Origin of the sequence: Pseudodesulfovibrio senegalensis (genome assembly GCF_008830225.1) — a bacterium.
Lineage (GTDB): Bacteria > Desulfobacterota > Desulfovibrionia > Desulfovibrionales > Desulfovibrionaceae > Pseudodesulfovibrio > Pseudodesulfovibrio senegalensis.
Map to the genome: position 1 here is coordinate 19797 of NZ_WAIE01000010.1, position 15477 is coordinate 35273.

Here is a 15477-nt window from a genome sequence, read left to right on the forward strand (position 1 = left end):
GTGCGATCACATATGATCTCAAGGGCCGGGGCGGCCATGGCCGCCCCGGCTTTCCTGACAAGCCACCAGATCGGAGAGCCTCATGCAACCTCCCACACCTCTCGATGAACTGCTGCACCAGGATAGGTTGCATACGGTTTTTCAGCCCATAGTCTCTCTCAAGCGCAAAGCGGTCTTCGCCTACGAGGCCCTGACCCGCTGCACAGACCCGCAAAGCGGTCAGTCCATATCGCCGCAAACCCTGTTTGCCATGGCTCCGGACGTTCATGCACGGCTGGAGCTGGACCGGGCTTGTCGCAACAAGGCCCTGCAGTCCTTTGCCTGCCTGCACGGCGGCAACCGTTCCATGATGCTTTCCCTGAATATGGACGTGTCCTGCCTGACCTGTCACACCCGCGGTTCGGGGTGCCTGCTCAAGGCTGTCAAACGATTGGGCATATCGCCCAGCAACGTGATCATTGAAATTATCGAGTCCAAGGCCGCGGACATGGACGTGCTTTTGGATTTCGTGGAGTTCTACCGGAACAAGAATTTTCTCATCGCGCTGGACGACGTGGGTGCGGGGTATTCGAATCTGGACCGCATTCCCATGATCAAGCCGGACGTGCTCAAGATGGACCGCTCGCTGGTGGCGGGCATTGACCGGCATTTTCACAAGCTGGAAGTGGCCAAGAGTTTTGTGCAGCTGGCCGGACGCATTGGTGCGCTTGTGGTGGCCGAAGGCGTGGAAACGCAGGACGAGGCCCTGTGCCTGCTGGAAAACGGCGTGGATGTTTTTCAGGGGTACTATTTTGCCCGTCCCGGTGACCCTGCCCAGGATTTTCCGGACATAGAGAAACGTGTGGAGGGCCTTGCCGCCCTGTTCAAGGAGCGGGCCACCGAGCGCATCAACAGGGATAAACATCGTTTGTCGCAGTATGATGCGCTCATGCTCACGCTGGGCATGGAGTTGGCGGCAGGAGAGGGAGGGCTGGATCATGATCTGATCCGGTATCTGGAGGCGCATCCGCGCATCGAATGCCTGTATGTGCTGGACATGCGGGGCATCCAGATTTCCCGTACCATCTGCAATCCCCTGAAGCTCAGGAAAAGCAAGCGGCTGCTTTACGAACCCGCCGAGCAGGGTACGGACCATTCCCTCAAGGAATACTATCTGCCCCTGCGTGCCGGACTGGAGAAATTCACCACGACCCCGTACATCTCATTGGCCTCGGGCAATCGCTGCATCACCATTTCCCACGTGTTTCATCATCGGAAGATGGGGCGCGACCTGATCCTGTGTGCGGACATTTCCCACGGGAGCGAACCGGACAATCCTAGCTGATGAGATAGGAATCCATCCACTGTTCCATCTGGCGGCAGGTTTCGCTGAATTGGGCAAAGGCGTCCTCGTCCAGCGAGGCGATGTAGGCCAGAAAGTGCTTGTCGCGCTCGATGTGGAATCCCAGATGGTTTTCCTGCGCGCGCAGTCCCTGTTCGGTGAGCCGGTAACCGCCCTCTTTCTTTTCCAACAATCCGTCGTTGCAGAGTTGGTCGGCCAGCGGACCGGTTTCCTGGCCGGTTTTTCCGAGGGCTTCGGCCATTTCTGCGATCGTGGAACCGCGTTCGGCGTCCACGGCGGCGATGGCGTGAATTTCGTCCGGGGACAGCGGTCGGCCCACCCCGAAGTCGAAGGACATGGTACTGACCCGGGTGTGGGTCTGCATGGCCCGGTTCAGGGCGGAAAACGCGGCTTGCATGGATTCCATTGATTGCATGGGCCAAACGGTATGGCCGGTCCCCGCTCTTGTCAATGTGGAACAGGAAAGGGCGGAGGCAGATTTCCCCTCCGCCCTTTTTATCAGGAGGGATCAATCCCGGCGTGCCACCAGCAGCAGGGTGTTTTTGTCACAACCGGTATATGTTTGCTCGAACTCATTGAAGCCAGCCTTGCGCAGTGAGGATTCCAGCCGGTTGCGTGAAAGGTGGTGGGTTTCGTACCCGGCCAGCCGGGCGATGAATTCCGTGGTGTCCCGGTACAGGCGGGAAGCGCCGCCTTCCTGTGTGAAGTGGTGGGAGACGACGCAGCCTCCGGGCTTGAGCGATGCGTGGATATTCTTGAAAACAGCATCGAGTTCCGGTGTGCAGGCGTAGAGCACGTGGGAGGTGAAAACCATGTCGAACGCCTTGTCCGGCAGGCTGTCCGTGCGGATGTCCAGGGGAAGGCAGGTCACCCTGTCACCGTAGCCATTGGCCCTGCAGCGCTTTGCGGCCGCTTCCAGAACGTGTTCCAGATCGAACAGGGTGCTCTGCAGCTTCGGGTTGCGGTGCAGCAACTCCATGGAATAATGGCCGTGATTGCCGCCGATGTCGGCCATGGCGCGCATGGACGGGAATTCGGGCATTTCGGCAATGAAATCCACGGCCATCTGCAACTGGCCGTTGAGCGCATGCTGCAGGGTGCCGTCCATTGTTTCCGGCGTGCTCCAGCTCTTGTCGGTTTCCGCCCGCTCCATGCTTTGGCCCGAAAGCACTTCGGGCATGGAGTCCCGCACCAGAGCGTAGAACCGTTCGTTCAACTCCATGGCCTTGCCCTGATACAGGGGCGACGTATTCACAAGATATTCGCTGGTCATGGGCGTGTTTGCGTATGTGGCGTCGTTTTTGGACAGCAATCCCCGGCCGGCCAACATGTCCAGCAGGGCCTCCAGCGGCTTTGCGGCCAGTCCGGTCTTTTGGGCAAGGGCGTCCGTGTCCATTGGGCGTTCTTCAAGGTGGTCGAAGATGTTCAGGCGCGCGGCGTGGAGAATGGCCTGTGCGTTGACCGATTCGCAAAGAATGTTTTCCACCGGGGAAAAGGATGTTGTTGGTTGCGGGAACGGCATGATATTGCTCCTTTTTTGTGTTTAGCTGCTATACGCTTTGCGTAAAAAAAAATTATCGTTGGTAGGTGTCCATCCATTTGTTCATGGTCACCAGAAATTCCCGTATGGTTTTGTATTCGTCATCCGGGAGCTTGGCCATGTATTGCAGGAATTCCTTGTCGCGCTGTGCATGAAAGCGGGCGTGCCCTTCCTGAGCCTGCTTGCCCAGTTCGGTGGGGCCGACCAGCGTCTTGGACTGGTTGTCCGGTGCCGTGCGTTTGTAGACAAGCCCCTTTTTTTCCAGCTTGGCGATCATTTGCGACATGGCGCCCCGGGTCACGGCTGCATCCTTGGCCAGCTCGGAAATGCTCATTTCGCCTGCCGCCCACAGGGTCGCCACCGTGTGTATTTCCGTAGGGTGTATGGTAAACCCCACGCCGAAATCCTGCGGCTGTTTTTCGATTCTCGTGTATTTGTCGAGCAGCTTGCCCAGAAGGCTGAATTCTGCACGCATGTCGTCCATGGTTCGCATGTGGTGATATATACGCTGTACGACGTTTTTGTTCATGAACCGGGCCGCGGTATGGACCGCAGCCCGGTTCTGTGGGTCGGCTAGTTGCTCAGTGCGGCCTTCCACTGGTTGAAGATGCACGGATATTCCACAACGCTGCCGTCGATGTAGCGGGGCAGGGTGAACACGGCGCCTGTTTTCAATGCCGGAACGGAAAGCAGGGCCGGATTCTTCTCGATTTGTTTCTGCAGGGCGACCTGCACGGCCCATGCCGCGCCCGTGACGACGATGACGTCCGGCTTGGCCTCGGTGAGGGCCTTGAGGGTGCGCACGCGGTACATGCCGCGGGAAACGGCTCCACTCGGCGGGGCAAAGGCTGCGCCCGCGTTGGTGCAGCCCAGAGGGGCGAGCATGTATTGGTCCGCATAGCCGCCGGGCGCTTCAACGCTCAGGAAGGTTTTGCCCGTGGCCTTGCTGTACACGCCGTTGAGGATCACGACTTTTTTGCCCAGCCCCTGCTCGGGCAGGCCGCTTTCAACGGCCTTGTACGCCTTCTGGTAGGAGGCGATGAGCTTTTCGCCCTTTTCTTCCACGTTCAGCAGCTTGGCAAGCTGGCGGATGGCCGGGACCACGCCCTTGGAAAAGTCCACGTATTCGATGGTGGCGTCCGTGTCCTTGAGCAGGGGGACAACCTTCACGGGATTGGCCGAGGGCATGTACAGGCAGAAGTTGGCGGACTTTTCGATGATCACGCGTTTGATGCCCTGTTTCATGACCAGATCGGGGATGGTGTGGGGGCGTTTGCTGACCACGCACTTGGGGCAGCCCACGATCTGCGTGGCGGCCTTGATTTTTCCGGCCATGGGCCACATGGAGCCGCGCACGGACATGTATTCGGGCAGCACGCCCAGATTGTAGGCGACGTCCACGAGTCGGTCGCCGAGCATGACGGCCTTGATCATTTTGGGTTTGGGCTTGGGTGCCGCCTGGCAAATGGCCGCAAGGCCCATGACGAACACGAGGGTCAGGACCAGTGTGGTCAGGTTCGTGCTGATTTTCTTGGTACGGTTATACATGGCTTTCTCCTGATGTTGTTTAGAAGCTTGCGCCGATCTTGAAGACCACGCGCATGTCTTCGCCTATGGAGTATTTGTTGGTGTCCGGATCGGCGTTCAGGTCGCGGTAGATGACGATGGGCGTGGCCAATCCCACGTTGAGACCCTTGCGGATCTTGAAGTGTACGCCCGGGGTCAGGTACAGGGTGTGGCCGCCCGTGTTGTCCACGACCGCTCCTCCGGCGCGGTTTTTGTCCGCAATGACGCCGTTGAGTTCCATCTCGAGGTCGATGAGGCGGTTCAGCGCATAGCCGTATCCGACGTTGTACTTGAAGTTGTCGCCCTTGCGCATTTCGTGGTCACCCTCGGTGGGCAGGGTCAGCATGCAGTGCGCGTCCAGACGGGACTGGCCGAACATGTAGGTGGCGCCCACTTCGAATTTGGGGTCCCACGAACCGGTGCCGAGCTGGAATCCCGGTCCCATGTAATCGCATTTGGCGTTGAAGGGCGGTTCGTTCTGCAGGTCCGAATTGCCGGTGGGCAGCTTCAGGCCCGCGCCCACGGACAGGGAGAAAGGATCGCCCTTGCGCTGGGTCAGCAGCCCGTAGCGTCCCATGAGCACGATGTCGCCCAGACCTTCGTTGTAGTCCGTGCGCGTGGTCTCGTTGGGAGTGCCGGCGCGTGCGCGGCGTTTCACGCCCTTGAAGTGAAAGGGGATCATGGCCCGGATGTCGAAATCGTCGAACAGGCCGTAGCGGATGCCCATCTTCAGGGTGTGCTGCCAACGGTCGTATTTGCCGTTGTAGGTGCCGCCCTTGGTGGTTCCTCCGTCATAGAGGTCGTTCTTGTCGAAATAGATGTATTTGAGGCTGGTGGCGAGCTTGCCCTTGGGAAAGACCGTGCCGGTGGACATGTTGACCGGGCCGACCGGCTTGGGGGCTTTCTTGTTGGGCAGGGCCTTGGCAGCGACCCCGGATTGCGCTCCTTTGCCCATTATGGGGCCGTCGGCAAATGCCGGGACCGCCAGCAGGGTGCAAAGCAGCAACGCTACCACCAATGATGGAACGTGACGCATGGTTGGTGAACTCCTTCTTTTGTAAACTGTTTGGGCACAAACAAAATCGAAGCGAATGATATTGAAATCAATAATCACAATCAATGTGTGCAAATGAATTGCAAACATTGAGAACTGTTGCGGTATATTTCGGCATCTAACGTGCGGGAATTGTTGGCGGGGCGTGTTGCTTTGCTGGTCAAAGGCGTTGGCCGTATTGCCAATGGGGGGCAGTGGTAATTGCAGGGGATGATTGATTTTTTGGTTGGACCAGTTTCGGCCTGGCTTTTTTCTTTCGCCTTGCCTCCGAACTTTTCTCGACAGCCTGCGTAAAAAACAATCAGGGGCGGCATCCTTTCGGATGCCGTTTCAGGCTGTCGATAAAAGCCCGGTTGCTGCGTTGATGCGAAAATATCCGATCCTCGCGTACGTGAGGTACGCGTCGGCCCGGCTTTTTTCTTTCGCCTTGCCTCCGAACCTTTCTCGACAGCCTGCGTAAAAACAGTCAGGGGCGGCATCCTTTCGGATGCCGCCCCTGTGTTTTTGTTCTGTTCGTTTCGAGCTAGATTTTGCAGGCCGTGCGCAGGTCGTCCACCGCGTCGGTCTGTTCCCACTGGAATTCGGGAAGCTCGCGGCCGAAGTGGCCGTAGTTGGTGGACTTGCGGTAGATGGGCCTTTTGAGCTTCAGGCGGTCGATGATGTAGTAGGGGCGAAGGTCAAAGACCTCGGTCACGGCCTTGGTGAGCTGTTCGTCCGAGACCTGTCCGGTGCCGCGGGAGCTGACCACAACGGAGACGGGTTCGGCAACGCCGATGGCGTAGGCGATCTGCACTTCGCATTCGTCGGCAAGGCCGGAGGCCACCACGTTCTTGGCCACGTAACGCGCCATGTATGCGCCGGAGCGGTCCACCTTGGAGGGGTCCTTGCCCGAGAACGCGCCGCCACCGTGCGCGCCCGCGCCGCCGTAGGTGTCGTTGATGATCTTGCGTCCGGTCAGGCCGCAGTCGCCCACGGGACCGCCCACTACGAAGCGTCCGGTGGGGTTGATGTAGGCCTTGAGATTTTCGTCGATCAGTTCTGCGGGCAGGCTTTTTTTGACGACCTCTTCCATGATGGCGTCTTCAAGGTCGCCCTGGCTGATGCTTTCCGCATGCTGGGAGGAGACCACCACGTTGTCGATGCGCACGGGCTTGCCATCCACGAATTCCACGCATACCTGAGTCTTGCCGTCCGGGCGCAAAAAGTCGAGCACGCCTTCCTTGCGCACCTGGGTCAGGCGGCTGGAAAGCTTGTGTGCGTAGTAGATGGGGGTGGGCATCAGGGTCGGGGTTTCCTTGGTGGCGAAACCGAACATCATGCCCTGGTCGCCCGCGCCCTGTTCTTCGGGCTTGGTGCGGTCCACGCCCTGTGCGATGTCCGCGGACTGCTTGTCCACCGAAGAGATGACCGCGCAGGTTTGCCAGTCGAAGCCCATGGTGTCCGAGCTGTTGTAGCCGATGTCCTTGATGGTTTCGCGGACGATGTCCGGGAAATGGGCGTAGGCGTTGGTGGAAATTTCACCGGCGATGAAGGCCATGCCCGTGGTGACCAGGGTTTCGCAGGCAACGCGGCACTCCGGGTCCTGTGCCATGATGGCGTCGAGAATGGCGTCGGAAATCTGGTCGGCGACCTTGTCCGGGTGTCCTTCGGTAACGGATTCCGAGGTGAAGAGGTACTTGCCCTTGGGGAAAAGCATGGTGTGTTTCTCCTGTGTCCTTTGGGTTGAATCGGTCCGCAGTCCTAGAGGCCCAGGCTGTCGGCATAGTCGATGACGGTCTCGACCTTGTTGTCCTTGTCCGCAATGACCACCTTGGGTCGCCGGGCGGCGGTGTCCTCGTCTTCATCGATCCACGCATAGGTGGCGATGATGATGCGCTGGCCGATCTTGCCCTTGTGGGCGGCCGCGCCGTTGAGGCATATTTCGCCTTCGGTTCCCGGAATGGCGTACGTCGTCAGGCGTTCGCCGTTGTCGATATTGTATACGTCCACCTGCTCGAAGGGCAGAATGCCCACTTCGTCCATGAGCCGGGTATCGATGGAAAGGCTCCCATGGTATTCCAGCTTGGCGCAGGTGATGGTGGCGCCATGAATCTTGGCGCTCAGGAAGCATCGTTTGGCCACTTCAATCTACCTTGATGAGAATGTTGTCTATGAGCCGGGCCTTGCCCAGACGGACGGCCACGGCAATCAGCGCCGAATCCGCAACGGCCATTATGGGCTGTATGCTGTTCGGGTCAACCATTTCTATGTAATCCGGCTCGGCCATGGGCATGGTCTGCCCGAGGCGTTGGCGGATGAAGTCCTTGATGACCAAAGCGTCGGTTTCGCCCTGCTGCGCCAGTTTCCGTGCTTCGAGCAAGGCCTTGCGGATGAACGGTGCGTGCTCGCGTTCCTCCGGTGTGAGGTAGGCGTTGCGTGAGCTCAGGGCCAGCCCGTCCTTTTCCCGCACGATGGGGTGTCCCTGAATGTCCACAGGGATGTTCAGGTCGCGCACCATGCGTTTGAGGATGGCCAGTTGCTGCCAGTCCTTTTGGCCGAAAACGGCCACGTGCGGCAGGGTGAGCATGAACAGCTTCATGACCACGGTGCACACGCCGCGAAAGTGCGTGGGCCGGGATTCGCCGCACAGGTTCTGCGCCAGTTCGGGCACCTCGACCCATGTGGCATGGTCCGGGGCATACATGGCCTCGGGAGCAGGGGCAAAGAGCAGGTCCGCTCCATGGTCCCAGGCCAGTTGGCTGTCCCGCTCAAGGTCGTGGGGGTAGGCGTCCAGGTCCTCGTTGGGACCGAACTGCGTAGGGTTGACGAACAGGGTCACAACCAGTTTGTCGCACATGGAACGCGCATGGTCCATGAGCGCGAGATGGCCGTCGTGGAAATAGCCCATTGTGGGCACAAGGCCGACTTTGAGGCCTTTTGCCCGCCATTCGGCGCATTGCCGTTGGAGGTCTTCTGTGTATTTTATTCGTTTCATTGTCTTTCCTGAGTAACGCCACGCAGGAATTTCTAGCTATGATATTTCGGATCGAATGTCTATATCTTTATGTCTTGATATAAGGGAACGGGGGTCTCTTCCGTCTGATCAAAAGTTTTGTTTGTGCAAAGGCCGCGGGGCATGTAAGCTCCCGGATATGAGGACGAAACAAGACGCTTTCGTGGATGGGTGCATGACCCTCACGCGCCAGCAGCTCATTGATTGCGAGCATGCGCTCAAGGACGCGTTGGCCGGGTTTCTTTCCTTTTCTTCATACAGCCTGTTTTTTCCCCGCACGGACGAGGACCCGCAGGAAGCCGGTGCGCGGGCGCAGCCCGAATACCGGCGTGAGGACCGCGAGCTGTTGCTGCCGCTGGTGCTCCGTGGCCGTCTGCTCGGGTATTTCGTGGCCCGGGGAGTGAAGCTTGCCGCGCCCAAGGTCGGTCCGACATATATCATGGCCCTTGCCACGGCCGTGCTGGAGCGCATGGCCCTTGAGCGCCGCGTTATCATTGATCCGCTGACTTCCCTGTACAATCGCGATTTTTTTCTCAGCGAACTGACCCGCTCCATCGAGCAGGTGCAGGATTGCCTGCACACGGGCACGTGTTCGGCCAAGCCGCTGGACATGCCCACGTTCTCCGGCACCTTCGGCGTCATATTTGTGGACCTTGACCGTTTTCGCCGTGTTTGCGAGCGCTACGGCTACCTTGTGGGCGACGACATGGTGGCCGAGGTGGGCCGTTTGCTGGATCTGGTCTGTCCGCACCATGTGAGCGCCGCCCGTTTCGGCAACGACAAGTTCGCCATCCTGCTGCCGGACGCCAAGCCCAAGGCCTGCTTTCAGTTGGCCGAAGTCATTCGGGAAGGCATCGACAAGTTGTCGTTTGTCGACGACGTGACCGGCGACACCATTCGTTTTTCCGCCAGCGTGGGCTATGCCAACTACCCGCAGGCTCTGGACGGTCCGCAATTCCGCAAGTCCCCTGCCGAGCAGGCCCGCGTGCTGCTGCGCCGTGCGCGCCGCGCTGTTTCCACGGCCAAGGATCTGGGCCGCAACCGGGTATTCGCCTATGCGGACATTCTGGAAAAGGGCGGCAAGGTGTTGGAAATGCTGCCCATGGAACGCATGGCCGTGAGCCTTGGCGGTAACGTGCGTGCGCGTGTGGGCCAGCGGTTTCTGGTCAGTTCGCCCCGTTCCCGGCAGTTGGCCACGGCCGCCATCACCGAGGACGAGCACCTTTCCGGCCGCTATCCCACCCTGTACAAGGGCGAGGCCGTACTCATCGAGGTGCAGGAGGAGATGGCCTTTGCCGAGCTTCTGCACGCGGGGGACCCGGCCTTCCCTGTAAGTGCGGGCGACCGCCTGCGCCTTGTGGCCGAGCACGAAAGCATCTTTGAACCCCGAACCGAAACGGACGACATGTCACGAAAGGAACCCGCCACCGGGCTTTACGCATACAGGGATTTCATTTCCCGCTTCGAAACGGCGCGCCAGTCCGAATCGCGGTTTGGCCTCGCGCTGGTCAGGCTGTTGGATGAACCGGGCGAGCACCCCGGCACGTATCAGGATTTCATGGATTCCATGGCCCGCAGCATACGTGAACAGGGTATGGAGATATTTGGCGAAAACGCCATGGCCGGCCGATACGGGCTGGGCGGCGTGATTTTCCATGTTCCGGACGTGGACGGTCCCGGGCTGCGTGCGGCCGCGTCCGCGCTGGAAAAACTGGCCTCCGAGCATCTGGACATCACCGTGGCCATCGGCGGAGCCGTGTACCCGTATCTCAATTTCCGGCGCACGGACATGCTGGACAATTCCCGCAAGGCTCTTGACCATGCCTCGCTGCTGCCCGAGCCGTGCGTGGCCGTGTTCGATTCCGTGTCCATGAACCTTGTGGCGGACCGCCTGTTCACGGACGGGGACATCTACGGCGCCGTGGAAGAATACAAGCTGGCACTGCTGGCGGACGCGGGCAACCTGCTGGCGCGCAACTCGCTGGGCATATGCTATGCGCAACTCGGCAAGCTTGCCGAGGCCCGGCAGGAGTTTTCCGCCGTACTGGAAATCGACCCCACGGACGCCATGGCCCTGTACAACCTCGGCTGGGCCAACCACCGGCTCGGCAGGCTGGACAAGGCTCGCGAGGCCTACGAGTTGTGTCTTAAGCAGGACAGCGAGCATGTGTTCAGCATGATTCGCCTGGGCAACCTTGCCGAGCGCGACAAGGACCTGAAGCAAGCCCTGCGCTGGTATTCCGGCGCACAGGACCTGCCCGGCGGCGAGCGCCTGGTGCTGCGCTCCATGGCCCGGGTGCATCGCGCACTGGGCGACCACGAGCAGTGCCGCGAATGCCTGCATCTGGCCCTCAACGCCAATCACAACGACGATCAGGCCATGCACATGCTGGCCGGGCTGTATCTGGAAACCGGGGAAGACCCGCAGATCGCCGAAGTGCTGGCGCGGCAGAGCGCGGCCCTGAATCCGGCCCGCGACGAATACTGGGAAACCCTTGTGCGCGCCCTGCTGGAACAGGGCAAGGACGAGGAGGCCCGCAAGGTCCGGGGCCGGGCCGCAGGGTAAACCCTTCGACGGCAGTGCTTTCTGATTATTCCTGCATATTCAAGTTGTTGTCATGTCTTCCGAGTAATTTACCCCGTTTCAGGGTGTAAAATGTTGACACTTTTTTGTGACATAGGTATTCCTCCGGTTCTTGTTGAAAATGAAAACCATATTCACTTAGACAGTAATGGAGGATTCATGTTCAGACGTATTGTTTTCTTGGGCGTCATCCTGTGCGTACTCATGGTGTCCGCTGCGGCGCAGGCCCACGACATGTGGCTGGAAAAACGGGGCGATCGCGTCTGGTTGCTCTACGGCCATCCCGGTGCCACGGATCCGTATCCCATCTCGCGCATCACGGCCTTGACCGGCATCACCCCCAATGAGTGGAAGGTGGCGTTGGAGCCCGAATACCACAAGGGCGAGGCCTTTGCGCACCTCAACGACGAATTCGCCCTGATCACCGTCGATTTCAACAACAGGTATTGGTACAACACCGAGGAAGACGGCTGGCGCAATTTCCCGGCGCCGCGCGAGGTCTGCGGAACCATTCTGGACGAGGGCCGCTCCTACAAATTGTCCAAGGAAATCGTCTCCTGGCAACCGTTCATGGACAAGCCCGTCGGCATGCGCACGGAAGTCGTTCCCCTCAAGGACCCGACAAAACTGAAGGAAGGCGACACACTGCCCGTGATGCTGTATTTCGAGGGCAAGCCCATGCCCGGGCAGGGCGCGCGTGTTTCCAAAACCTCGGATTCCCATATCGAGCATCCGGAGATGACGGATTTTGACGGCTCCAGCCCGGTCATGGTCAAGGTCGGTCCCAAGGGGCGGCAGTTGATCATCGGCAAGTACGAAAAGCGTCTTGACGACACCCGTCGTGTCTGGTTCGCCTTTTCCCTGAGTTTTACCACCAAAAAATAAATGCTTTTCCGGGCCGGGGCGCATGCGTTCCCGGTCCGGTCTGTCTATAAGGAGAGTATTGTGAAAAACAGCGGGATCACAGCGGCCCTTTCCCTTGTCCTGTGCATGTGCCTTTTTTGCGGGGCGGCCTTTGCCCACTCCGCCCTGTGCTCATGCGCGGACAACGGGGACGGCACTGTCACATGCGAGGGTGGATTCTCGGACGGTTCCTCGGCCGCGGGCGTGAAGGTCTTCGTGCGCAACGGTTCGGACAGGACCCTTGTGCGGGGAGCCATGAACGAGGACAGCGAGTTCTCGTTTGAAAAACCCACGGGCTATTACATGGTCATCATGGATGCGGGGCCCGGGCATCAGGTGGAGATCAGCGGGGACGACATAACGGAGTGACGTTTCAGGCCGTCCATGATGTCCGGCGGGAACACGGATGAACAAAAATCACAGGCCGGCGCGTAACGTGCGCGTCGGCCTTGTTTCGTTTTGTCGTTTCCGCAAAGGCCTCCAGCGGCCTCCGGATTGATCAACCGGCGTTTTCAAAGGCCTGATTCACGATGGCCTTTGCCTCGGCCTGAATCTGTGCCAGATGCTCTTTGCCCCGGAAGCTTTCCGCATATATCTTGTAGATGGCCTCGGTCCCGGAGGGACGGGCCGCAAACCAGCCGTTTTCCGTGACCACCTTAAGCCCGCCGATGGGCGCATCATTGCCCGGCGCGTTGGTCAAGATCGCAGTGATGGGTTCACCGGCCAGTTCGTCGGCCGTGATCATGCCCGGGGTCAGGGCGGCAAACGCCGCCTTCTGTTCGGGCGTGGCCGGGGCGTCCATGCGTTCATAGACCGGGGAGCCGTGCCGTTCCTCGAGTGCGGCATAGAGTTCGCCCGGGTCGCGGCCTGTCTGGGCCGTGATTTCCGCGGCCAGCAAATCCATGATGATGCCGTCCTTGTCCGTGGTCCAGACCGTGCCGTCCGTGCGCGTGAAGCTGGCCCCGGCTGATTCCTCGCCTCCGAAGGCACAGGAACCGTCCAGCAATCCCTGCACGAACCATTTGAAGCCCACGGGAACCTCGTGCACGCGGCGGTCCAGCCCCTGTGCCACGCGGTCGATCATGGAGCTGGATACCAGCGTCTTGCCGATGGCCGCATTTTGGTTCCAGCCTGTGCGGCTGCGGAACAGGTAGTCCACGGCAACGGCCAGATAATGGTTGGGGTTGAGCAGCCCGGAGCTGCGGGTAACGATGCCGTGGCGGTCGTAATCCGGGTCGTTGCCGAAGGCAATGTCGAAATCGTCCTTGAGCCGGATCAGGGATGCCATGGCGTGGGGCGAGGAGCAGTCCATGCGGATCTTGCCGTCCTTGTCCACACACATGAAGGAAAATGCCGGGTCCACGCGGTCGTTGGTGACGGTCAGGTCCAGACCGTAGATGTCCGCAATGGGTTCCCAAAAGCCGATGCCCGCCCCGCCGAGCGGGTCCACGCCGATCTTCAGCCCCTGTGCGGCTATCGCGGGCATGTCCAGCACGTTTTTCAGGTCGTGGACGTAAGGCAGCACGTAATCGTGTTCCTGCACGCAGTCCGCCTTGAGCGCGCGTGCATGGGGTATGCGTTTCACGGAACCGAGTCCGGTCGCGAGCAGTTGGTTGGCGCGTTTCTGGATGATGCCGGTCACGTCGGAGTCGGCTGGTCCGCCGTGGGGCGGATTGTACTTGAATCCGCCGTCGCGCGGGGGATTGTGCGATGGCGTGATGACCACGCCGTCCGCCGTGGACGCGTTGTCCCGGTTCCAGGTCAGGATGGCGTGGGAAATCACCGGGGTGGGCGTGAAACCGCCTCCCTGCTGCACGCGCGTGTGAACGCCGTTGGCGGCAAGGACTTCCAGCGCCGTGCACAGTGCCGGCTCGGACAGGGCATGGGTGTCCTTGCCCATGAACAGGGGGCCGTCAATGCCCTTGGCTGCCCGGTACTCGCAGATGGCCTGTGCAATGGCTGCGATATGGGCTTCGTTGAAACTGCAATCCATGGAACTGCCCCGGTGGCCGGACGTGCCGAAGCTGACCTGCTGGGCCGGGTCGTGCGCATCGGGTTCGTTCAGGTAATAGGCGGCAACAAGTCGGGGAATGTCCGTAAGCAGCCGTTGCGGGGCCGGTTTTCCGGCCAGTTCGTGCAGTGCCATGCAAGCCTCCGGGGCATTGAAAATACGATATTACGGTCCGTTGCCGAGTATGGCGTAATCCATGGAGTCCGGCAAGTGGTGCAAGAACATTATCAGTCGGGAGAATCCGCCGCGCCCATGCTTTCCAGCCGCCGGATGCGTTGCAGCACGGGCGGATGCCCGTGGCCGAGCCAGACCGTGAGCGGATGAGGCGTGAGATTGGAGAGGCTGTCCACGGACAGCCGTTTCAGGGCCCGGGCCAGCGCGTGCGGATCGCCCGTTGTCTGTGCGGCAAAGGCGTCGGCCTGAAATTCGTGTTTGCGGCTCATGGCGTTTGCCGCCAGCGACAGGCACAGGGATACGGGCGTGTAGAGCAGGGCAAGGAATACCAGCCCGGCGTGGTGGCTCACATGCTGCATGCCGAAAGCGTCGAACAGGGCGTGATTGTCCAGAAACAGGCTCATGAAATAGAACAGCAGCCCTGTCTGGAGGATGGAGGCCAACAGCCGTTTCTTGATGTGCCCGAGTTTTGCGTGGCCCACCTCATGGGCCAGCACCCCCACGATTTCATCGGTGTCGTGCCGTTTCATGAGCGTGTCGAACAGGGCGATGCGCCGGGTGCGGCCGAACCCCGTGAAAAAGGCGTTGGCCTTGGTGCTGCGCTTGGAACCGTCCATGACGAAGATGCCGCTCAGGGCGAAGTTCTGGCCGTGGGCGTATTGTTCGATGGCCGTGCGCAGTTCCCCGGATTCCAGCGGGGTGAATCGGTTGAAAATGGGCAGCAGCCATTGGGGGCCGATGTAGGTCAGCAGCAGGGAAAAGGCCACGGCAAAACCCCAGCACCACAGCCATGCCTGCTGTCCGGCCACGCGCAGGAACCATAGGATGGCGGTCAGCAGCACGCCGCCCAGCACGGCGCCCAGAACCAGCCCCTTGATCCTGTCCGCTACAAAGGTAGCCGCAGTTGTGGTATTGAATCCAAAGCGTTTTTCCAGAACAAAGGTGTGGTATATGTCCAGCGGCAGGTCGGTTATGGAAGAGAACAGCGCCAATGCGCCGCAAAAGGCCAGACCCGTGGCCAGCGGCCCCATGCCCAAGGAACGGACCGCGAGATCCAGGGCGTTGAAGCCGCCCAGCAGGATGAACCCCAGTACGAGCAGCAGGGAAACGGTTTCCGACACGTTCTGAAAGCGCATGTTGGCCCGCGCGTATTCCTGCGAGCGCGCATATTTTTTTGCATCGGTCATGTCCGCGAATTCCGGGGGCAGGTCCGGGGAAAGGGCTGCGGCGTTGAGCCTGCGGGCCGTGAGATGCAGCAGATATACGCCTATGAGCGAGGCGAGAATGACAGCAAGAAAGAGGTTCATGGCT

14 protein-coding genes are annotated in these 15477 nt (G+C 60.1%); 4 read left to right on the plus strand and 10 right to left on the minus strand.

Features of this window, described 5'->3' with window-relative positions; all coding sequences use genetic code 11:
* Window positions 1-82 precede the first annotated feature (82 nt).
* Window positions 83-1324 (plus strand): EAL domain-containing protein, encoded by a 1242-nt coding sequence (locus F8A88_RS15190; RefSeq protein WP_151152036.1) that lies wholly within the window; start codon window positions 83-85, stop codon window positions 1322-1324.
* Here F8A88_RS15190 and F8A88_RS15195 read toward each other — a convergent pair.
* The 8 genes from F8A88_RS15195 to panC form a co-directional block, all read right to left on the minus strand.
* Window positions 1317-1748 carry a MarR family winged helix-turn-helix transcriptional regulator gene (locus F8A88_RS15195; RefSeq protein ID WP_151152037.1) on the minus strand — a complete coding sequence of 144 codons (432 nt, stop codon included), beginning with the start codon at window positions 1746-1748 and terminating at the stop codon, window positions 1317-1319. The two genes, F8A88_RS15190 and F8A88_RS15195, sit on opposite strands and share 8 nt — an antisense overlap.
* 102 nt (window positions 1749-1850) lie before the next feature.
* The gene (locus tag F8A88_RS15200; protein WP_151152038.1) at window positions 1851-2864 is read right to left on the minus strand and encodes a class I SAM-dependent methyltransferase; all 1014 of its coding nucleotides are present in this window, start codon (window positions 2862-2864) and stop codon (window positions 1851-1853) included.
* Window positions 2865-2916: 52 nt separating this feature from the next.
* Window positions 2917-3411, minus strand: a complete 495-nt coding sequence (locus F8A88_RS15205; RefSeq protein WP_241667498.1) for a MarR family winged helix-turn-helix transcriptional regulator — start codon at window positions 3409-3411, stop codon at window positions 2917-2919.
* A 44-nt stretch (window positions 3412-3455) separates the two neighbouring features.
* Entirely contained in the window at window positions 3456-4430 is a 975-nt protein-coding gene (locus F8A88_RS15210) for an ABC transporter substrate-binding protein (RefSeq protein ID WP_151152039.1), read from the minus strand.
* Window positions 4431-4449: 19 nt separating this feature from the next.
* Window positions 4450-5484: a transporter gene (locus F8A88_RS15215; protein ID WP_161598441.1), complete on the minus strand. Its 1035-nt coding sequence runs from the start codon at window positions 5482-5484 to the stop codon at window positions 4450-4452.
* Between the two features lie 541 nt (window positions 5485-6025).
* Window positions 6026-7198: a methionine adenosyltransferase gene (gene metK / locus F8A88_RS15220; RefSeq protein ID WP_151152041.1), complete on the minus strand. Its 1173-nt coding sequence runs from the start codon at window positions 7196-7198 to the stop codon at window positions 6026-6028.
* Between the two features lie 44 nt (window positions 7199-7242).
* The gene (panD, locus tag F8A88_RS15225) at window positions 7243-7623 is read right to left on the minus strand and encodes an aspartate 1-decarboxylase (RefSeq protein WP_151152042.1); all 381 of its coding nucleotides are present in this window, start codon (window positions 7621-7623) and stop codon (window positions 7243-7245) included.
* A 1-nt stretch (window position 7624) separates the two neighbouring features.
* On the minus strand, window positions 7625-8476 hold the full coding sequence (panC, locus tag F8A88_RS15230) for a pantoate--beta-alanine ligase (RefSeq protein ID WP_151152043.1): 852 nt from the start codon (window positions 8474-8476) through the stop codon (window positions 7625-7627).
* A 193-nt stretch (window positions 8477-8669) separates the two neighbouring features.
* Here panC and F8A88_RS15235 point away from each other — a divergent pair, with 193 nt between their 5' ends.
* The 3 genes from F8A88_RS15235 to F8A88_RS15245 all read left to right on the plus strand — a co-directional run bounded on the left by F8A88_RS15235 (window position 8670) and on the right by F8A88_RS15245 (window position 12350).
* Window positions 8670-11060 carry a tetratricopeptide repeat-containing diguanylate cyclase gene (locus F8A88_RS15235; RefSeq protein ID WP_241667499.1) on the plus strand — a complete coding sequence of 797 codons (2391 nt, stop codon included), beginning with the start codon at window positions 8670-8672 and terminating at the stop codon, window positions 11058-11060.
* Between the two features lie 177 nt (window positions 11061-11237).
* Entirely contained in the window at window positions 11238-11963 is a 726-nt protein-coding gene (locus F8A88_RS15240; protein ID WP_151152045.1) for a DUF4198 domain-containing protein, read from the plus strand.
* Window positions 11964-12023: 60 nt separating this feature from the next.
* Window positions 12024-12350: a hypothetical protein gene (locus F8A88_RS15245; RefSeq protein ID WP_421958130.1), complete on the plus strand. Its 327-nt coding sequence runs from the start codon at window positions 12024-12026 to the stop codon at window positions 12348-12350.
* Between the two features lie 130 nt (window positions 12351-12480).
* Here F8A88_RS15245 and pgm read toward each other — a convergent pair whose 3' ends face one another.
* Together pgm and F8A88_RS15255 are read right to left on the minus strand one after the other, a co-directional pair.
* On the minus strand, window positions 12481-14127 hold the full coding sequence (pgm, locus tag F8A88_RS15250; RefSeq protein ID WP_151152046.1) for a phosphoglucomutase (alpha-D-glucose-1,6-bisphosphate-dependent): 1647 nt from the start codon (window positions 14125-14127) through the stop codon (window positions 12481-12483).
* A gap of 92 nt (window positions 14128-14219) precedes the next feature.
* Window positions 14220-15473 (minus strand): M48 family metallopeptidase, encoded by a 1254-nt coding sequence (locus F8A88_RS15255; protein ID WP_151152047.1) that lies wholly within the window; start codon window positions 15471-15473, stop codon window positions 14220-14222.
* Between the last annotated feature and the right edge of the window lie 4 nt (window positions 15474-15477).